This is a genomic window from Leptothoe sp. PORK10 BA2 (assembly GCF_034932105.1).
Taxonomy (GTDB): Bacteria; Cyanobacteriota; Cyanobacteriia; order Phormidesmidales; family Phormidesmidaceae; genus Leptothoe.
On record NZ_JAYGIG010000018.1, the window covers coordinates 1 to 20,513 of the forward strand.

The window sequence follows — 20,513 nt, forward strand, 5'->3', positions numbered from 1 at the left end:
GGATGTTCTGCCGTATTCGCGGTTACCTATCCACTCTACGCAAACAGGGGCATAACGTTCTGGATGCCCTCATGGGATTGTTCTCTGGAAACCCTATAACTCTCCTACCCCAGCCTGAGTAGTTACAAACAACAGCGCAAATACGGGCGTCAGAAAAATCAGCGCACTGACACTGGTCATATTGCCATTAGCTGCCAAGTAGAAAAACATCCCATAGGTTAGCGCTGTGCCAAACACGGTGGCATAGAGTAGCCCAGCCCAATCTGCCAAAAGTAGCTTGTCAATTGAGTAAGGCTCCCACAAGCCAGACATCACAGCCAGCGGAATACCACCTAAAATCATATGCCAACCTGTCGCTACAAGCGGGTCGGCATGGCGCTTCACATAGCCCATCAAAATGGTGCCGACCGACATCGACAGCGCTGCTAGAAGCATTAAAAACTCACCGTTTTGGAGTAAGTTTGCCATCTCCCAAGTACTTTCACTGTCCCCATATCCCTGAATAAATTGCAGCCAGCTTGGCAGAGGAATACCATCTTGCCACAAGCTGTAAATCCACTCTGCGGGAAGCCCACATAAGCTAATACCTGCGATCCCAATCATCAGCCCGAGCCATCCCCATGGCCCGATCAAACTGCCAAAAAGAATCCGAGCGAGCAGTGCGACCACTAATGGCTGGGCATCGATGAGAACCGCGCCGAGTCCTGCGCCCGTATTCACCAGCCCGACAGTTAAGAGCCCCTGAAACATCGCACCATCTACCAGTGCAAAGAGTGCAATCCACAGCCAAGCTTTCCAGGTTTTGGGCTGTGGCAGCTTAAGCACAGCAGAGACTATCAAAATCAACAGCCCCGCTGGCAAGAGTCTAAAGGCTGCTAGAAAAAGCGGCGATATGTGAGGAAGAATATACTTCATCACGACCATTGCTGTGCCGAGGAAGAAGAAAGGCGAAACTAGGAAGATGGGAGACTTTGCTAGATTAGTTTTGTGAAGCTGCATAAGCTTGCAAGGTAAAGAGAGCGGATAAATCAGCGATGACAAGTAACGGTAGACACCAATTCTACAAGAGAACGATTTTTGTGACCGATAAGCTTGCTACCAGAGACAAAGGCTTTACCTTATGTTTTCACCTTATGTTTTCCTTATACCTTATATAGATTGCGTTAGTTATGTGGCTACTTTCACGACAGAGGCAGACGTGTATTGAGATATTGACAGTTCCGAAGGGGTATTGAATGAGCCTTTTCGTAGGGTTCGGCTTTGTTCTACTTCGTGATGCTGTTTGAGCAAAGCTGCGACCTTCTTACGAATCATAATGCCAGGGCGATCGGTAAACATATGCTCTTCTTGGCTAGGCATCAGGGGAACGTCGTAATCGGTTGATTCTAGAATGCGTTTGTCTTCTAAGGTGACAGCGCGGTCAAAAGCAATGACATCCGCCGCAGGCGTATCGGCCTCTGTATCGTTACGAACGCAAAACTGCACCATTTGGGAGGTGCGATCGCTTACAGGCGTCATGGTATTCACCACAATATGCTCCAACCCATTAGGGTAAGTGATTTTGAGCTTAATGGTGAAAGGCATTAGCCAATCCATAGACAGTGTTCTAAAGGTTACGCCCTCGCTCATCTTCAAATTTTTCTGCTGTAGTTCTGGATTAACTACACCTAGCTTGCCAAATACACGAATTCCCCAGTCAGTTTCACTAATCTCCAATTCGTCAGGAATAAGGTGATCTTCGCTACCAAAAGTTTCGGTATGTACAAGCGTTGGGTGTGCTAAGTCCAGCTCATTTTCCATCACCCGTAACCCAGCACATTGCCACGGTTCGTAAAATTCTTGAATCAGTCGATAGTCTAAATCGTCGGCCTCTTCAATTTCAGGAATATCAATCAGCGGATCTTCTAAACATACCCAAACGTAGCCGTAGCGTTCCTTACAACGATAGGCATTCACACGGTAGTTAGCCGGAATCGTACAGTCTGGCTGAAGCTGAGGCACCTTTACGCACTCTCCTTTGGCACTAAACTCCCAGCCGTGGTAAGGACAGCATATTCTTCCATTATCGACCTTCCCGAGGGAGAGTTTGGCCGTGCGGTGGCAGCAGCGATCGCGCACCGCAGCAGCCTTTCCCTCTCCATCTAGCCAAAGTACGAGCGGTTCTCCTAATAGTTCAAAGGGCTGTGGCCCTTCACTCAATTTCTGAAGAGGAATAACTGGGTACCAAAAACGGCGAAATACGGGCTGCTGAGTAACTAACATAAAATAAGTGTTTTGGAAGCACACTGTACACTGTATACAATGAAAGCAAACGTTGTTTTGTAGCTTCAGTTACTAAAACAATACGACTAAGAGAGAGACGGTTAAGAAAGAATAAATTTACGGGCTGTATAGGCTCTTGCAAAAACACAGGCTGCCGTTAGTATGGCTAATTCCTCTATAGACAACAAGGAGGAAGGCAACAAAATGGTCTGTCGCAACATCGACGAGTACCGAAAAGCCTGAACCGACCGCCGCTGGTGCGGCAAAAATAAAGGCATGTCCATGCCCACCAGATACTAAAAAAAGCCGAAGCTCACTTCGCCGATGGCATGGTGAAGTGAGCTTCGGCAATGGCATGGTGAAGTGAGCTTCGGCGATCGCAATAACTGACACCAAATCAAACAACCGCTCTAGTGGCGTTGCAGCCCGGTGAGCCTCGTTTATGGCGTGCGATCGCAGCGAAAAATACTTGAACACGTTTTCTGACAATCAAGAATTCATCATCCAAATCGTAACGTTTCAAAGGCGAACCGGAAGATAAAAATAGCCGCTAACACCCAGGTGACCACAGGTATTTCGCTCGAGCGTCCGGAAACCATCTTAGTAAAGGGATAGAGAATAAGACCCGCAGATAATCCAGCGGCAATAGAAAAGCCCAACGGAATGAAAAACATCGTCACAAAAGCGGGAATCGCTTCGGTGAAATCGCCCCAGCGAATGCTCACAACGCTAGACATCATCAGTACGCCCACAATCAACAGCGCAGGTGCGGTAGCAAAAGCAGGAACGGCTTCAAAAATAGGCACAAACAACAAGGCAACGATAAACATAATACCAGCGACCACGGCGGTCAACCCTGTGCGCCCTCCTTCTGAGACACCCGCAGCAGACTCTGCAAACGTGGTGACGGTAGAAGTGCCCATAATTGCGCCCGCGACCGTAGCGATCGCATCTGCCGAAAGCGCCTGATTAGCCCGGGGTAAATCTCCATTTTCATCGATATAGCCCGCCTGCGTACCGACACCCATTAGCGTACCGATAGTGTCGAACATATCAACAAACAAAAAGACCAACAGTACGGCTAGAAAATCAATTAGGTTACTGCCGTTGATGCCGCCAAGTCCGACAAATGCTTGACCAAATAGGTTAGAAGGAAATGGCGGAATCGCCATAATGCCAGTAGGCGCTTTGGCAACCCCAAATACCCAACCCAAAATTGCAGTCCCCGCAATGCCCCAGAGCAGCGCACCTTTAATCCGTTTAACAATAAAAAACGTCGAAAGGATAATGCCAAAGGTAGCTAATAGCGTTGCGGGCTCTCGAAAGCTGCCGAACGCCGTTTTAGTAACTTCATTTGCAACAATCAGTCCTGCACCGCCAATAGCTGTATTTCCGCTGAGGCCAATATAGGCTAGGAACATGCCAATCCCAACGGTTGTAGAGGCTTTGATACAAGACGGTATGGCAGTGATGAGGTGACGGCGAATATCGGTAATGGTAAGCGCAATAAAAATCAACCCTTCGATGAGTACGCAGGCTAAGGCAGTTCGCCAATCGATCCCTAAGCCCAATACAACAGAATAGGCAAAGAACGCGTTTGTCCCCATTCCAGGCGCAAGCACAAACGGATATTTGGCATAGAGACCCATCACCAAGGTGCCGATGGCAGTGGAAATGCCTGTGACCACCACTAATTCTCTAAACAGATCGCCTGATTCCTGCAAAAACACCGCATCCGACATAATTAATGGGTGCACCACTAAGATGTAGGCCATCGTCATAAAAGTGGTTAACCCGGCCAGTATTTCTGTTCGAAAATTGGTTCGGTAACGCTCAAAATGAAAGTAGTTAGCCAACGATGCCTGCCATCCAGAATAGGGCGGCGGCAACGGCGGCGGCTGAAGCTCTACATCGGCTTGGTTCATGAAAATTCTCCAAGAAATAGACTGACTGCCTACAATCCAGGGTCACTAAGAGAAGGAAGCTTAGGGCTTGATATGTGACCTGTGGATGTGCACATCTTTTCCTGGACACTGTATACATACAGAGACCCACCAGTTGTGTCAAAAACTACACTTTCTTTTGATCTGCAACACTTAAATGGTCGAATATATCTTGCTGATAATTCGGCCATTTTCTGCCATTGAAATGGTCAATTACCTAGTCATCTATGTCTGGAGACAAGTTCTGAATCTCCCTGACCACTCTGGTTTTGCTTGCCAATAGATGAAGCTGGATAGAGGCGATCGCAAGATCAGCATCCTTTTGTGCAATCGCTTCGTAAACCTGACGATGCTCTAGCTTTATATCTAGCACCGACGGATTTTGTTGCAGCGTCTGAATGCGCAGCAATGCCATCGAGTCAAACAGCTGACCAAGCAGCAGCACTAATCGCTGATTGCCTGAGCTTTCAGCAATCAAATGATGAAACTGGTAGTCTAAGTTCAGCAGCTGTAGCTGCGCTTGCCTCTCGTTAGTTTGTAAATCTTTGGCTTCTGACTGAATGACACATTCTTCCATCGCTTGAATGTCTTGAGGGCTAGCGTGTTTGCAGGCACCAGCCACGGCTAGTTTTTCTAACGCGAGGCGGCAGTCGTACAGCTCTATAGCATCAGTCGCTGAAAGGGTCGCCACTTGCAGCCCTTTAGTGTTCGCGGTTACCAGCCCTTCTCGCTGTAACTGACGTAGCGCCTCTCTCAACGGCGTTCGGCTTACCTTAAACCAATCGGTGAGCTGCGTTTCAATCAAACGACTGCCCGGTAAGAACTTACCTTTCAGAATGCCGTTGCGTAGAGCCGTATAAACCTGCTCAGAAAGAAACTCTCGACGTTGAATGGGCGAGCGTGAAGGAAGGGTCGATGAAGTCACAAAGATTACTCAGTAATGAAAAATGTCAGCATCAGTTAACAGCTTAGCTTGGGAAAAGGTGCATCGAATACACCCGGAGGTACTATTATTCTACTTGTGCATACTGTATACAGAAAAACACTTAATCAATAAGCTGTGTCAAGTAAGCTGTAGCTGAGATGATCTTTAAAGCCTTACTTGGCTACATACCCTATTTGCCCTGATTATTTGCCCCAATTGTAGTGTCTTATGTCGAAGACTCATAACTCTATGAACCGGCAATCTATTGAGGTAAGTACGCTGGCAGCGGCTAGCTTAGTTATAGAGCATACCGTTGCCGCTGGGGACGGACTAGCTTTCCGCTGGTGGCACTCAAAGCTCACGCGCAGAGCCAAGCGCTTTAAGGGCTACATTCGCACGGATCTATGCCCACCGGTAAAGGGCTCCGGGCCTGATCAACCGCTGAAGTGGTATTCGATTGTTCACTTTAATTCGACTGAGCACCTGAATCAATGGGTAAACTCGCGCGATCGCAAAGCCATCATTCAATCTGGCCAAAAAATATTTTCCTCCTACCAATTTATCTCTTTTGCTACGGGTCTCGAAGGCTGGTTCTCTAAACGAACAGGAACAGAACAAGTTGGATTTGGGCCGCCCGCCTGGAAGCAAAATGCAACCGTTATTTTGGCACTTTATCCCACTGTCATGATCCAATCAGCACTGTTCGCCGCACTGGGCTTCATGCAGTCATGGCCTTTGCCGAACACAATGATTGTGAACAACATCATTACCTCTTCTTTGTTAACTTGGGCTGTAATGCCATTCGCTACGAGCCTACTGGGGTTTTGGCTACAACCGACTCCCCAGCCCACCACTTTGAAAACAGAAATCTTAGGACTGGGTGTAGTGTTGTTCGCGTTGGGGCTACTAGTACTTCTATTCAATCAATTTTTGGCTTAGTAAATTCTTAGCTCAGTAAACGCTCCTATGAACAACTTTTACAGTCAGCGGAATGTTGTTCTATCTATTGTCATTATTGGCTTTTTGCTCGGTTGGATTTGGCTAGGATGGCTTTATCCAAACACGAAATTTGTTGCCAATTCATCTGCCGCCGAGTTATCTACAACTAATTCAAACGGCGAGCTAGAACAGATAGAAGTAAAACAAATAGAGCCAGAGGCGATCTCACCCTACCCAATGAAACCCATTCATGTGACCACCACCGCCGATGGAGGTATTGGCTCATTACGTTGGGCAATTGATTGCGCCAACGCAAATCCTGATGATGACTTGATTGACTTGAGCCCAGTGGAAGGCGTGATCGCCCTACAAAGCCCCCTCCCTTCACTCAACAGCAATGTAATGGTAGCGGGCAATGGTATCACCCTCAGCGGTGAGGGCCGCCACCGTGTTCTCCAAATTGACGGCGGAGAGGTTGCCTTGCACGACTTAACGCTGGCGAATGGACTAGCTCAGGGCAAGTCAGGTATCAACGGCAGCGGCGGTAGTGCCGGCATGGGTGGTGGACTGCTGGTCAATCAAGGCACCGTTCGCTTAGTCCGCGTCAACTTCTTAAACAATCAGGCTATCGGTGGCAGCGGTAGTCAACGCCTACAGACCAAAACTCAAATTCAAGACCAAAAGTCCCGGTTTAAAGTAAACCGGGGTGCGGTCAGCGGCATCAACGGCGTGAGTTTAGCAAACCTATCGGACGTCAGCTCGGACGTCAGCTTACCGGACTTTGAAATGGGCAGTGCGAAAGAGAAATTTAAAGTGAATAGAGGGGCGGTTGCCGGTGTCAATGGCATTGGCGCAAACGGCATCGGTAGCATTGTTTTTGGCGGGGGTGGTGGCTTTGGTGGCTTTGCCAATGGCGGCAATGGCGGCAATGGCGGCAACGCAGGGAGCAATGGCGGCAGCGGTGGCAACGGCGGCGACGGCGGCGACGGCGGCGATGGTGGCACCGGTATTTTTGGTAGCTTTGGGCGTTGGGAACAAAACGGGAGCGTGGGTGTGATCGCCTTCGGCGGCGGCGGCGGCTTTGGCGGGTATGGCAACGCGGGAAATGGGGGGAATGGGGGGAATGCGATCGCAGCAGTCGCCAATGGCGGCAATGGCGGCAATGGCGGCAATGGCGGCAATGGCGGCAATGGCGGCTTCGGCGGCGGCGGTGGTGCGGGCGGATTTGGTGGCAATGGCAGTATCACCCAGGCTGGTACGGGTGGCAACGGCGGCTTCGGCGGTGGCGATGGCACGCTTGGTTATGGCGGCGGCGGTGGCGGATTTGGCGGCGGACTATTCGTACGCTCGGGTCACTTAGTTTTGCACCACGTCCGGTTCGAGAACAATGTGGCGTTAACAGCGGTGCCTTCGTCTACACAGACTGCTGATCTGGCTGTTGGTTTGGAAAGGGCAGTCGCGCAGGCGAAGGGTGGCGCCATTTTTATTTTGTCAGATGCATTATCAGATCCGAGTTTAGAGAGTGGAGTTATGTCCTCAAACCTCGCGCTGTCTAGTGTGCGATCCCTAGGTGCGCCCCCAGTGTTTATCCACAATACAGCGGCTGACGCAGTCGGGAAACCAACTGATAACAACGATGTATACGGAAAGATTAAATAGCTCAGAGGCTACGCTCTGCAGGTTTTAATATGTGCTTTGACAGCTGTTGAATAAACTCTTCTGGGTGATCCTGCACTAGATCTGGATTTTGCATGGGGCTAGGGACCCTGGACACTGAGCATTAAACCTACACATTGGCTAGCATTTCACACAAGGATTCATGACTCTTTACATGTGGATTGAGCAGCTAGCTCATACACCTGAAAGTATGTTACCTGTAGAAATATTTCATCTTTCAAAACCACTGTTTAAGCTAGCTTTATGACCGTTGCCCCCTATCAGTCTGACCTATTCAAAAGGTGTAAAGAAATCTATGATTTTTTGTCAGATTGCCAGCACCAGGCAACCTACGATCAACATGCAAAGTTAGCCAATCTCACCATACCCATTAGTTCTATCGAACCGTGGCTAGCGTTGCATGCATTAGAAGACACCTACCCCATCCACTTCTACTATTCAACCGCCCAATACACCCTTTTAGGTTTAGGCATAACCATCGCCCAGCGGGCAGCAGGCCCCAATCGCTTTGAGCGCATGCAACAGTTTGTAGATGTCTGGAAGCGTCGCATCCTGGTATCAAATCAGAACGGGATTACCATCAAACCTTACTTTCTGTGTGGGTTTACCTTTTTTGATCAAGCCGCTGGCTCATTCGACGCGGCCCAGGTATTCGTTCCCCAGTTACAAATTCTTCAGCGCGATGGCCAAACGACCGTCAGCTTAAACTACCTGATTGATGATGCCGTCAATATTACCCGCATTGTCGATGACATCAGACAACAGATTCAAGCCCTAGAAACCATAGCCCAAAAAGCTGCTCGCCATCCAGTTCCCTCCTTCTCCACCACCATCCCCACCCCCAAAGTTGTCAGGGATGTCGGCAATTTTGAACAAATGGTCAGCCATGTACTACCCACACTCCAGGGGTCGGACCTACACAAAGTAGTCCTTGCCGATGCCCTGGATGTCCTATCCGCTAACCCCTTTAATATCCCAGCATCCCTCAAAGCCCTGGGTACCGCCTATAGCGACTGCTACGTCTTTTCCTTGAGCAATGGCCAAGGCCCTGTTTTCATGGGGGCCAGTCCAGAACGGTTACTCAGTATTACCGCATCGGCCCAGGGCATTCAACTCACCACCGATGCCCTGGCCGGTTCTGCCCCCCGAGGCCAAACAGTCAAAGCCGATCAGCTCATAGCTGAACAACTCCTAAACAACTCAAAGGAACGCTATGAACATCAAGTTGTTGTCGAATTTATCGTAGAACAACTGATCCAGCTAGGACTCACCCCAAAATTTGCTGACTCCCCCCAGTTACTACAATTAGCCAACATTCAACATTTACACACCCCTATTCAAGCAGCGTTGCCCCATGGCCTCACCCCCTTACAATTAGTCAAAATTCTACATCCCACCCCGGCAGTGGCAGGTTTACCAAGGCCCATCGCCAGTCAACTGCTCAAGGTAACAGAATCCTTTGATCGAGAGCTCTACGCAGCCCCCATTGGCTGGATTGATGCCAACGGGAATAGTGAATTTGTGGTGGGCATTCGATCGGCCCTAATTGATGGCCGCCAAGCTAGACTATTTGCCGGTGCGGGCATCGTCGCTCAATCGGACCCCCGTAGCGAGCTAGCCGAGGTGAAGCTCAAGCTACAGGCATTGCTAGGTGCTTTGGTGTGAATACATTAGACTATCGCAATACCAACACCCTCTGGACATCGGTCATGGTAGAGACCCTCAGTCGGTTGGGGCTCACCACAGCTGTCGTCTGCCCTGGTTCCAGATCTACCCCCCTCACCGTAGCCCTGGTGCGGCATCCCACCATTGAAACCATCCCTATTTTGGACGAGCGCTCAGCCGCTTTTTTTGCCTTAGGATGCGCTAAACGCTCCCACCAACCTGTGGTACTTGTCTGCACCTCGGGGAGTGCAGGGGCTAATTTCTTACCTGCGGTGATTGAAGCGAAGGAAAGTCATATTCCTTTAATTTTATTCACCGCTGATCGACCACCGGAAATGCGGGCTTGCGCCTCAGGTCAAACCATCGATCAGCAAAAGTTATTGGGTGATTTTGTCAACGGCTATGGTGAGATGGCTATTCCTGAGGTCAAACTCCTGAGCTATGCGCGACAAACCATGGTCCAAACTTGGGTGCAAACCCTATCGCCAACACCAGGGCCGTTTCATCTCAACTGCCCTTTTAGGGACCCCCTGGCTCCTTTAGCTGAGCCCCTAGAACTAGAACTGGACGAAACCAGTTTTTTTGCAGCGGTTTTACCCCCGCTGCTGGGAAAGATGGGTCAACCGTCACTTCCCCAGGACATTTTAGAACGCTGGTCTAGGAATGAACGGGGTATTATCGTTGCCGGACCCGCACAGCCTCAAAATCCAGCCAGCTACTGCAATGCCGTGGCCCAGTTATCTCGTGCCTTAGGCTGGCCAGTCCTGGCTGAAAGCCTCTCTCCCCTACGCAACTACCAATCCCTTAATCCCTATTTGATCAGTACCTACGACAGTTTGTTGCGTCATCCTGCCGATCAACTCATTCCAGACCAGGTGATCCAATTAGGTCCCCTACCCACCAGTAAGGTGTTACGTCAGTGGCTCTACCAATATCAGCCTCTAACTTACCAGGTGACACCCGATGCCCTAAATGTAGATCCGCTCCATGGTAGAACTCGTTGCGTGCATATTTCTGTGGAATCCTTGGGTGAGCTATTTGCTTCAGTAAAGGCTAATACTCACGTTAGCCAGTATTGTCAGACTTGGGTGGATTGCGATCGCACCCTCCAACAAAACATCTCCCACACCCTCCACACCCTCCACACCCCCTTCGAAGGAAAAATCTCCTGGCTCCTCTCCCAATATCTTCCCAAGAATACCCCCTTGATGATCGCCAACAGCATGCCCATCCGCGACATGGAATCCTTCTGGCAGCCCAACGACCAGCAGATCCAACCCTACTTCAGCCGAGGGGCTAACGGCATCGACGGCACCCTATCTACTGCCATGGGCATCGCCCACCATCACAAAAATAGTCTCTTACTCACAGGGGATTTGGCCTTTCTCCACGACACCAATGGCTTACTGAATGCCCGCTACTTAAAGGGAGCACTCACGGTTATCCTAATCAATAACCAGGGTGGCGGCATCTTTGAAATGCTTCCTATTTCAGACTTTGAGCCTCCCTTTGAACAGTACTTTGCCACTTCCCAAACAGTCAATATCGCGGACCTCTGTCATGCCTATGGCGTCCAGCACATTCCCATCAAGACCTGGGAGCAACTGACCAAACAGATTAAAGACCTGGCCCTACCTACTCAACCATGCTTAAGAGTCTTAGAATTTTGTACCGATCGCAAAGCAGATGCCCACTGGCGTCAAACTCAAATTAGGTCCTTAGGCGTTGCAGCCACGTAAAAGTCATCCAGTTACAACAAGAACGTTTTCAGGGGTCTGACTTAGCCAGATAGATACTGTGTTACCAGTCAAAAGGCAAGGGTGCGTGACTAAAGTCTTACTTCAGGAAAGTTTATGCCTCAACCAAATTAAAAGTAAGCGCCCCAAAAGCTTGGCCATTAACTTGCAAAACAATTTTATGTTCCCCAAGGATCAGACGCCTTGTGGTCATCAGTCGCATAGGATGTTTCTTAAAAAGGGTAATGGCCTCACCCTTTTTAAGCTCAAGTTGTTTCAACTTAAAAACTTTTTGTGATTGCTTTTTGCCGTCACTGGCAAAATACATTAAATAATCAACCAACAGCTTTTGCGACCTGTTTGAACACATATCAAAGGAAAATTCAAACGCATCCCCTACCTTGACTTGAGGAGTACTGGTAGAAAAGTTTGTGATCGTAATATCTGGTTTGGTGCCAAATCCTATTAGCGTCAGAGCTTCTTGATGCCCCTGCTTAGTCAGGGTTCGCAGCGCATGTTGGGTAATAAACGCCATTTCTTGCTCTGTTTGATTCTGATCGTTGATCCATTTTTTTAAAGTAGCAATAACCAAAGATGGGTCCACTTTGCTAATATCATTTAGATGATTGGCCACCGATCGAGTCACATAGCGAGTCTTATCACGGTAAAGAATGTCCAAAATAGGCAGAGATCTTTTGTAGTCAATCGTTAGCTTTTGCGCCCAGGGCAGTTTTGGTCGTGTACCTTCACAGGCCCAACGACGCACATGATAATTATCATCAACGGCACAATCTGATAAAAATCCTAATGTTTCATCAGAAAACGTATTTATAAAATAACGAACAGCATCTTCCGCAGAGAATCGTTTAGTGATTTCTTTGAGCGCCTTCAGAGATAAGTCCACATAGTCTGCTCGACACCCATAAAGGGCGACATAGAGAGAATAGGGCGCAAAAATAAAATCCCCAAAATCATCATCTGTTTTGTTGGAATCTAATTCAGGTGGCAGCGACTGCAAAAGTATAACTAGAGCGTCTTGATAGTCATCTGGCAAATGTTTATGCAAGCAGACGGCAATATGGGCAATACGCTCTTTTAACTCCAGTTTGGAAAAGGCTGAAACCACATCCTGATGAAACGTTTGCTGAGCAAAATGCGGATAGACAGCAACAATCAACGTTGTCAAATAGCTGACTTTATCTGAATTAAATAGCTGATCTTTAAGAGAAAAAGAAGATTTTGCTTTCACAATTATAGTGTCTCCCAATACCCGAGTATCCTATCACCCTGATCATTCGAAAGACGAGGAGCACTATATTCTTCGGAGTATTAGCACTTCACCCTGAGTAGGGTCTTACGCTAACTGTCGTTGAATGAGTTCAGCAAAAACTCCTGGCTGCTTAGCCAGCTCATCAAAACTACCCACCTGCACTACACGACCCGCCTTAATCACATAAATCCGATCCGCATTCCGAATCGTACTTAACCGATGAGCCACCACCACCCGGGTAACATTCAGCCGATCCAGACTTTCACTCACAATTGCCTGGGTCTTATTATCCAACGCACTGGTCGCCTCATCCAACAATAACAGCTTTGGATTCAGCGCTAATGCCCGCGCAATAATCAACCGCTGTCGCTGGCCCCCAGACAGATTGCCCCCACCTTCACTCACCACCGTATGCAACTGCATCGGAAAATTACGCACATCCTCTGCAAACCCAGCCATCTCAGCCGCTCGCCAAGCGTCATCCTGGGTGATCAACGCTCCACCCGAAATATTCTCAAAAATTGACCCCGAGCTGATGTGGCCATTCTGCAATACCACCCCCAGCTGCCGACGCAATGCGGTCAAGTTCAAACCAGACATGTCCCGCCCATCAAAGTACACAGTGCCTGACTGGGGCTTTTCAAAACCCAATAGCAGCCTTAACACTGTCGACTTCCCCGACCCAGAGGGGCCCACCAGAGCAATAAACTCCCCAGGTTTGGCCTCTACTTTGACATCGTTGAGAATCAGCGGCCCGTCATCCCGGTAGCGGAAGGTCACATGATCCATACAAAAAGCTCCTGATAGCTGGCCTGGATCATTTTTTGCTGTAGTTACCTCAGGGGATGCTGCCAGAATGGGTTGAGACCTCATCCACAATGGAATCACATCCATCACATCGATCATTGTCAAACTGAGGCTGGTAATGCCGCTAATAAAGATGGTGAAGGCCGCATTAAACGCCAGAAATCTACCGGTGGATAGTTCAAACGGGCCCACCAGGGTACTGGCAATCCAAAACAAAGCAATGGTGGTAATGGTGGGAATCACCGAATTAAACACATTGACCGAATCTTCTAGCTGTTGGGTGCTTAGCTCGATCTCCAACAATCGACGATATTTATTACCCCACTGGGCAAAGGCCCGCGACTCCGCCCCAGCAATCCGCAGCTTGGACACCCCATTGATCAGCTGCACCATCAGGCCATAGAGTTCTCCGCGGATCTCCAGCATGGGTCGCTGCTTTTTCAGCAAAATTGCCCCGGAGCTAACGGTGACCACCATAATTAACAACGCCACCGCCATCGCCAGGGCCGCTAGCTTGGCACTGTAATAGAACAACAGCCCCAGATTCAACAGAGCAAACGTCCCCGACAAAATTGCATCCAGGGCCGAACCACTGAGCAATTGCCGAATCGACGTAATGCTCGACACCCGCGATAACAAATCCCCCGTGGCATAGTCCCTAAAAAACGATGTTTGCAGCTTTAGTAACCGGTCCCACACCGCCGCCTGCAGTGCCACATCAGACCCCGTCTCCAGGCGCATGGTGGTAATTGCCTGCACCAACTGAAAGCTGGCACGACCAATAGCCACCGCCACCAGGGCCAGACCAATTTGCAACAACAGCCCCGTACTACCAAAGGGAATGGCGTCATCCACCAACACCGCCGTCATCTGGGGCAGCACCATGCCTAACAGGGTGACTACCACTCCGGCCAGCCCCACCACCGTCAAATCCCGTTGCCGCCCTTGAAAGGCAAACTTCAACAAGTCCCATGCCGTCAGGTGCCCCTCGGGTAAAGGTCGGTAGAACATAAACGCCACCGGCTCCACCGTTCTCGCCACTGCTTCATTCACCGCTACCCGCCGACCATTGGCCTCCAACAGCTCATAATGGGTCTGCCGTACCGGTATTAATGCCACCGGACGATGTCCATCCTGGGTATAGGCCACTAGTGGTCCAGCATCCTGTCGCCACCAGCGCCCCCGCAACAATACCTGCCGCAATCGCAGTTGGGAGGACCTGGCAATCGCTTCCAAGGGTTCCTTCACCTGCTGGGCCTGCTCAGACTCCGCCGGTGGTTCAATCTTCACCCCCAAGGCATGGCCCACGGCTCCCGCCATCCGCAACAGCGGCGTTTCAGCTAGCAAATAATCTCCTGAACTGGGTTGCAATACGGAAACCAAACCCTGTAGGGTCGTTTGGGTCACCTCCTGGTTTAGCTGTTGCCGAGCCGTAAACTGTTGTTCACCCCGCTGGCGATCGGTTTCCCACCCCTCGTTGATAATCTCCAGGGAATACTGGTGAAACAGGTTTAACCCCTGCATAAATTCCCTGTAGGAACTCTTTGAACAGAGTTTTTCAGCCGATACCACATCTAACTCTACCGGTTGATCCTGGGTCTGCAGCCAAGTTGTCCGAGAAATGGGAAATAGGGGAGAAGATGGCTCTAGCACAAACTTCTCTCCATCTAGCCAATAGACTTTGTTTGATGTGGGTCTGACCCACATCATCGTCGCCTTAGGGCTATACCCCTCAGCTGGTCCAAGCTTCATGGGTCCAACAACATCCGAGGCTTCCGCAATGGATCGGCCAGGAAAGCCCTTCACCTGGGTTAGTCCCCCCACCCATCGCTCCACCTGTCTGAGTAAGGGTATGGTCACATGGCCACAAATACCCCCATCCCCATTGGCATCCGCATCCTTCGCAATCGGCTCGATCTCAGTGGCCTCAAACGCCACCGCCACCAATGCCAAGTCGCAGGACCTGGACTCAGTGCCCACCATCAGATCGCCCACATCTACGGTCCACAGGTAGCGGCGTTCACCGATGGGTTCTCCATTTTTCCAGCCCACGGCAAATATGCCGAGGCGACCAGACTTCACCCGCCACAGGGCAGAAGCTACCAGGGGAAAGACATCGTTACTGTTGATGGAATGAATACCAGAGGTAACAGAGGGGCTTTGGGAATTTGCAAGAACCATGGACTTTAATAAGGTGTCTATGTTGAATTCCCTCCCAGGAGAGGGGACTAATTAGAATGGGGACTAATTTAGAATAAAGGGAAAGGTTGGAATAGTTAGTGCTGGCGGCTGACCCACCCCGCAGCCCCTCCCAGGAGGGGAGAAAGTATTCGTTTACGCCTTAAGTACTGCATTGAATAGATCCTGAAGTTTGAGTAAATCATTGTCCAGAAAGGTGATTGAACACCCACAAAAACCTCACTTCTAAAGCATTAAACTCAAGCTAAGCTAAGGCTAATGCCGTTCCCGAACTGCGAATCAAATCCCCATAGTGGCCCTCTTCTTGCCAAAGCTGATCATGGTTCCCCCGTTGCACCACCTTTCCCCGCTCCAACACAATAATCTCATCCGCATCTCGAATGGTGCTTAATCGGTGAGCCACAATAATGCAGGTACATCCCCGCCGTCGTAGATTTTGATCAATAATCTTCTCGGTTTCCGTATCCAGGGCGCTGGTCGCTTCATCCATAATCAAAATCGATGGATTACCCACTAACGCCCGGGCAATTTCCAACCGCTGACGCTGCCCACCACTGAGGTTCTGTCCCCCTTCTAACAGGGTGGCATCATAGCCATAGGGCATGGCCAAAATGGCATCTTCAATCGCCGCATCCCGACAGGCCTGTTTCAAATCCTGGTCAGATACGGTATTGTCCCACAGGGTGAGATTATCTCGCACACTACCGGCAAACAACAGAATGTCCTGCTCCACCATGGCAATGGAGTTAGTCAATGTGGCCTGGGAAATCTCCTGTCTTGGTTTACCGTCAAAACATACATCCCCACTTCTGGGCTGATACAGACCCGCAATTACCCGAGCCAGAGTGGATTTACCTGAGCCGCTACCGCCGACCAAGGCGATGCGCTGCCCCGGTTTGATGGTGAGGTTAAAGTCATCAATCAATGGCGCATCTAAGGGACTGTAGCCAAAGGAAAGATGACGAATCTCCATCGCCCCGGAAAGACGATGGTTGCGGGCCGCTTCCTCTTCATCCGATACGTTGTGTTTGCAATGATGGCAGAAGGCTAAGTCTGTTTCATTTTCCAAGACATCATCCAATCGGTCGAGGTTGCCCTGCAGCGTTTGCAACGTACCGGCAAATTGCACCAACGCATTCACGGGGCCTTGAAAACTGTACATCAATAACTGAAACGCCACCAGCATCCCAATGGTGAGTTCTCCACGGATAATGCGTAGGCCGCCAATGATCAGGAGAGATAGGGCAGCCAGGGTGGATAAGAGGGACGGTAGCAGGCCGATCACCCGGTTGGCCAGTCCTAAGCTTTGCTGAGCATTGACCGCTTTGGTTTGGTACCCCGCCCAGCGAGCAAAAAAGTCGGATTCTAGGCCACCGGCCTTGAGGGTTTCCATCCCTTGCAATCCGGCCACGGCGATCCCTGAGGCTTTACCGTATTCCTGCACCAGTCGTAGGTTGGCATCCTTGCGCTGGCGGGACACCCATTGCAAGACGCCGACGTTGATGATGGCAAAGGAAATGACGATTAGGGTGAGGGGGATGTCGTATTGAAGCATTGCGATCGCATAAAACACGATCATCACCGCACTAATAATCGTCGTTGTCAGCCGACCCGACAGCACACTAGCCACGCTGTCATTTAAGCTAATGCGCCCACTAATCTCCCCCGCAAACCGCTGGGCATAAAACCCCACCGGCAGCTGTAGCACATGCCACACAAACCGGCTGGCCATGCCCACCGCCAACTTAATCTTCAGCGCCCGCAAAAAGCGCAGTTGTAGCATGGTCAAAATGCCCTGCACCAGAACGATCAGGGCGATGCCCAACAGCACATAGGGCAGCCAGTCCAGTCGCTTGGCCAACAGAATATTATCAATATAAATGCGGCTAAATGCGGGCAGGGCCAGGCTGGGCAGCACCAACAAAAAGCCCGCCAGGGTGCAATACAGCAACGCCCCCAAGGACCCCGACAGTCGCCGCACCAGGGAACCGACCACATTCGGTTTAACACCCCCCCGTTCAAACGTATCCGTCGGCGAAAACGTCAGGGCAATGCCCGTGTAGCCCTGATCAAATTCTTCACGGGTAACCCGGCGTGGCCCCGTGGCTGGGTCATTGAGGCGTACATGCTTCGCCTCAAACCCATCCACCACCAAAAAGTGATTGAAATGCCAGAATACGATAAACGGCGGCTTCAGCTGTTCTAAGCTATCCAAACTTTTCTTAAAACCCTTGGCCTCTAAACCATAGGTGCGGGCCGCCTTGAGCACATTTGCCGCCGTCACCCCATCCCGCGACACCCCACAGGCATGACGCAGCTCCGCCAAAGGCACGTACCTGCCGTAGTAGCCCAACACCATACTCAGAGCAGCGGCTCCACATTCCACCGCCTCCATTTGCAAGACCGTTGGCGAATTAACCCGACCTGCCATCCAAGTATTCCTCTGCAACGAACCGCCTAAAGCTAGTTTTAATGACTTCACCCCAAAAAAAGGCACTTTGTCCTAGCATCTAAACAATTCATTAGAAAGCGTTGAGAAGGCAACACTTCTTAACTTGATGACTGCGCTCAGCCAAAACCACCGGTAGCTGAGCGCGGTCGAAGCTACTCACCCTGATCCATAGTCATAAAGCTGAAAAGTTTATACAGAATCCGCGCGCTCACATTACCGTCCCATTCATGGTTGCCTGTTTCGCAAATGTCGCAACCAATAATGTGGCGACCGCTGCGCACCACCTCACGCCATAGACAGTAGGCTTCCTCCAGATCTAACCCCCCCGGCACCGGAGTGCCCGTATGGGGACACAGCTTGGGATCTAACCCATCCACATCACAGCTGATATATACATGCTGAGGCAAGTTATCCACAATGTCCTGGCACTGCTGCTGCCAACTTAGCCCCGCATAGGTAGCCTGCCTCATCTGAGTGTCCAGATAGGTCACAATTCGCCCCCCAGACTGTTTGATCAATGCCATTTCTCTATGGGAAATATCCCGGATGCCCACCTGCACCAGTTTTGATACTTGGGGCAGCTGGATGGCATTAAACATAATAGACGCATGGGATTCCTGAAACCCTTCATAGGCACAGCGCAGATCGCCATGGGCATCCAGGTGCAAAATACCAAAACTGAGATATTCCTTAGACAAGGCCTCTAGAGCCCCCAAAGGCACACTGTGATCACCGCCGATGATGATGATCTTTTTTTTCTGTTTTAAAGCGGTCTGGGTTTGTCCACTGACCCAGCGACTCATGGCCCGACATCCCTGGTTCACCCGGTCTAGGGTAGCAGCTAGGTCTGGGTTATCCTCGGGGGTGATGCCTTGCTCGGCTTCGCGGATAATTGCGATCGCATCCTGTCTCAACCGCCGATTCTTTGCCAACAACCACTTTGGAATGGGCAGCATATAGATCCCCTGCCGCCACGCCTCCGGATTATCAAAGTCATAAAAATCCAACTGGGGCGATGCCCGCAAAATAGCGGCTGGCCCTTGACTCGTACCGTCCTGGTAAGACGTGGTCACATCCCAAGGTACCCCAATCACTACCGTACTGGCATGAGCATAGTCATGGGGAAACCCGTATAGATTCCCATTGACGGCCCCCACCCCACCCGGATCAAAGCTGGCAATTTCGGTTAAAACATTCAACTCCTGATCAGGCATGTCCTGATCAGAAGGATTATATTCAGACTGAAACTGCTGGTACATCCTAGTCTCCAAGCATGGTTTGGATAAACGTCGGTAAACAAAACGCCGCCCCATGAATATCGGTGTTGTAATATTCCAGGTCAAAGGCCTGGGCGATTTGCTGAGATCGCTGCCGATCGAGATCTGCCACCGGATGTTTGCCCCCCTTAGTACAGTAAGTAAAACTCCACATGCCCGTGGGATAGGTGGGAATAAAGGCTAGGTAGCAAAAGACACTATCAGGATTAAAAATCTCCTTTAAGCAATGATTTAACTCCACAAAGGCCTTTTGATTAAAATGGGGTGACTCGCTCTGGGCCGTCATTACTCCACCGGGTCGCAGACACCGATATACATCTCGATAAAAATCCTTAGAGAACAGACCTTCAGCGGGTCCTACCGGATCAGAGGAGTCAATCACAATCATGTCAAAACTGTCATCTGCCGATTCCTTGACGTACTTAATCCCGTCATCAATAATCAACGTCAGTTTAGGATGATCAAAGGCCGACGATAAACTGGGTAAAAACTCCTTAGATGCCCTCACCACAGCCTCATCGATTTCCACCATGGTAACACTCTCCACCTGGTCATGGCGCAAAATCTCGCGAATACTACCCCCATCACCCCCGCCGATGACCAAAACATTTTTCACATCGGGCTCGATCACCATGGGCACATGGACAATCATTTCATGGTAGGCCTTCTCATCCTTTTCGCTGCACATGACCATCTTGTCAACGGCCAATAGCTTGCCATACTGAAACGTGTCAAACACCTCAACGGTCTGATAAGGAGATTTCTCGCGAAAGAGACAATCCCCCTTGTGGCGAATTGACAGGGCCATGTTTTCATTGCGGTCTGTAAACCAAACGCTGCGACTATATTTAGGCACCACCAGCTGCTGCGTGGCCTCGTTTCGCAGTTCCCCCAGTTCTATGCTAGCTTTTTCTAATAGGTCCAGCTGACCTCGGTTAATCTCCACCGCCGACCCATGTTCTGCCTCAAAAGCTTGCTTCAGAATTTTGTAAGAAGTCCACGGATTGACCGAATCACCGCAGGTAAATAAATCTACGGCGGCATAGCGATATTCTGGCCAGGTATGAATGGCCAGGTGACTTTCCTGAATCACCACTACCCCAGACACCCCAAAGGGTGAAAAATGGTGAAATACAGAACTAATGATCGTCGCCCCGGCCTCCTTGGCCGCTCCGACCATACTGGACTCAATACAGGGAACATCATTGAGGATTTCTGAGGAGCAACCGTGGAATTCGACTAAGATATGGCGGCCAAGAGATTTCATGAGTGTATAGACCCGATACAACCTATCCTGAAAAGTTAAAAGTTACCCTCAGAAAAAATGAACAGTCTCCATGGAGTTCATAAACTGGCATAGT

General features: G+C 50.1%; 14 protein-coding genes. 4 read left to right on the forward strand and 10 right to left on the reverse strand.

Annotation, left to right across the window (positions count from 1 at the left end):
- Positions 1-93 precede the first annotated feature (93 nt).
- From VB741_RS07125 to VB741_RS07145, 5 genes are all read right to left on the reverse strand, one after another.
- On the reverse strand, positions 94-999 hold the full coding sequence (locus VB741_RS07125; RefSeq protein WP_323364466.1) for a DMT family transporter: 906 nt from the start codon (positions 997-999) through the stop codon (positions 94-96).
- 168 nt (positions 1,000-1,167) lie between these two features.
- The gene (locus VB741_RS07130) at positions 1,168-2,262 is read right to left on the reverse strand and encodes an aromatic ring-hydroxylating dioxygenase subunit alpha (RefSeq protein WP_323364467.1); all 1,095 of its coding nucleotides are present in this window, start codon (positions 2,260-2,262) and stop codon (positions 1,168-1,170) included.
- Between the two features lie 117 nt (positions 2,263-2,379).
- Complete coding sequence (locus VB741_RS07135; RefSeq protein WP_323364468.1) at positions 2,380-2,751, reverse strand: hypothetical protein; 372 nt, start codon at positions 2,749-2,751, stop codon at positions 2,380-2,382.
- 11 nt (positions 2,752-2,762) lie between these two features.
- Positions 2,763-4,187, reverse strand: coding sequence for an NCS2 family permease (locus tag VB741_RS07140; RefSeq protein ID WP_323364469.1), 1,425 nt, complete (start codon positions 4,185-4,187; stop codon positions 2,763-2,765).
- A gap of 235 nt (positions 4,188-4,422) precedes the next feature.
- Positions 4,423-5,130: a GntR family transcriptional regulator gene (locus VB741_RS07145; protein WP_323364470.1), complete on the reverse strand. Its 708-nt coding sequence runs from the start codon at positions 5,128-5,130 to the stop codon at positions 4,423-4,425.
- Positions 5,131-5,379: 249 nt separating this feature from the next.
- On the opposite strand from VB741_RS07145, the gene VB741_RS07150 reads away from it, so the two are divergent.
- The 4 genes from VB741_RS07150 (at position 5,380) to menD (ending at position 11,150) form a co-directional block, all read left to right on the forward strand.
- Complete coding sequence (locus VB741_RS07150; RefSeq protein ID WP_323364471.1) at positions 5,380-6,069, forward strand: hypothetical protein; 690 nt, start codon at positions 5,380-5,382, stop codon at positions 6,067-6,069.
- A gap of 27 nt (positions 6,070-6,096) precedes the next feature.
- Positions 6,097-7,728: a hypothetical protein gene (locus VB741_RS07155; protein ID WP_323364472.1), complete on the forward strand. Its 1,632-nt coding sequence runs from the start codon at positions 6,097-6,099 to the stop codon at positions 7,726-7,728.
- A gap of 261 nt (positions 7,729-7,989) precedes the next feature.
- Positions 7,990-9,411: an isochorismate synthase gene (locus tag VB741_RS07160; RefSeq protein WP_323364473.1), complete on the forward strand. Its 1,422-nt coding sequence runs from the start codon at positions 7,990-7,992 to the stop codon at positions 9,409-9,411.
- Positions 9,408-11,150 (forward strand): 2-succinyl-5-enolpyruvyl-6-hydroxy-3-cyclohexene-1-carboxylic-acid synthase, encoded by a 1,743-nt coding sequence (gene menD / locus VB741_RS07165; protein WP_323364474.1) that lies wholly within the window; start codon positions 9,408-9,410, stop codon positions 11,148-11,150. Before VB741_RS07160 ends, menD begins: the two co-directional genes overlap by 4 nt.
- A gap of 112 nt (positions 11,151-11,262) precedes the next feature.
- Here the strand turns inward: menD and VB741_RS07170 are convergent, their stop codons facing one another.
- The 5 genes from VB741_RS07170 to speE form a co-directional block, all read right to left on the reverse strand.
- Positions 11,263-12,396: a DNA alkylation repair protein gene (locus tag VB741_RS07170; RefSeq protein ID WP_323364475.1), complete on the reverse strand. Its 1,134-nt coding sequence runs from the start codon at positions 12,394-12,396 to the stop codon at positions 11,263-11,265.
- A 105-nt stretch (positions 12,397-12,501) separates the two neighbouring features.
- The gene (locus VB741_RS07175; RefSeq protein WP_323364476.1) at positions 12,502-15,405 is read right to left on the reverse strand and encodes an NHLP bacteriocin export ABC transporter permease/ATPase subunit; all 2,904 of its coding nucleotides are present in this window, start codon (positions 15,403-15,405) and stop codon (positions 12,502-12,504) included.
- 262 nt (positions 15,406-15,667) lie between these two features.
- Positions 15,668-17,854: an NHLP family bacteriocin export ABC transporter peptidase/permease/ATPase subunit gene (locus VB741_RS07180; RefSeq protein ID WP_323364477.1), complete on the reverse strand. Its 2,187-nt coding sequence runs from the start codon at positions 17,852-17,854 to the stop codon at positions 15,668-15,670.
- Between the two features lie 173 nt (positions 17,855-18,027).
- On the reverse strand, positions 18,028-19,089 hold the full coding sequence (locus VB741_RS07185) for an agmatinase family protein (RefSeq protein ID WP_442786316.1): 1,062 nt from the start codon (positions 19,087-19,089) through the stop codon (positions 18,028-18,030).
- A gap of 46 nt (positions 19,090-19,135) precedes the next feature.
- Positions 19,136-20,419: a polyamine aminopropyltransferase gene (speE, locus tag VB741_RS07190; protein WP_323364479.1), complete on the reverse strand. Its 1,284-nt coding sequence runs from the start codon at positions 20,417-20,419 to the stop codon at positions 19,136-19,138.
- Positions 20,420-20,513: the final 94 nt, after the last annotated feature.

Bases quoted from the DNA above. Each gene is read 5' to 3' on its own strand.
- VB741_RS07125 (WP_323364466.1), bottom strand. From the start codon at position 999: ATGCAGCTTCACAAAACTAATCTAGCAAAGTCTCCCATCTTCCTAGTT.
- VB741_RS07130 (WP_323364467.1), bottom strand. From the start codon at position 2,262: ATGTTAGTTACTCAGCAGCCCGTATTTCGCCGTTTTTGGTACCCAGTT.
- VB741_RS07140 (WP_323364469.1), bottom strand. From the start codon at position 4,187: ATGAACCAAGCCGATGTAGAGCTTCAGCCGCCGCCGTTGCCGCCGCCC.
- VB741_RS07150 (WP_323364471.1), top strand. From the start codon at position 5,380: ATGAACCGGCAATCTATTGAGGTAAGTACGCTGGCAGCGGCTAGCTTA.
- VB741_RS07155 (WP_323364472.1), top strand. From the start codon at position 6,097: ATGAACAACTTTTACAGTCAGCGGAATGTTGTTCTATCTATTGTCATT.
- VB741_RS07160 (WP_323364473.1), top strand. From the start codon at position 7,990: ATGACCGTTGCCCCCTATCAGTCTGACCTATTCAAAAGGTGTAAAGAA.
- VB741_RS07175 (WP_323364476.1), bottom strand. From the start codon at position 15,405: ATGGTTCTTGCAAATTCCCAAAGCCCCTCTGTTACCTCTGGTATTCAT.
- VB741_RS07180 (WP_323364477.1), bottom strand. From the start codon at position 17,854: ATGGCAGGTCGGGTTAATTCGCCAACGGTCTTGCAAATGGAGGCGGTG.
- VB741_RS07185 (WP_442786316.1), bottom strand. From the start codon at position 19,089: ATGCCTGATCAGGAGTTGAATGTTTTAACCGAAATTGCCAGCTTTGAT.
- speE (WP_323364479.1), bottom strand. From the start codon at position 20,419: ATGAAATCTCTTGGCCGCCATATCTTAGTCGAATTCCACGGTTGCTCC.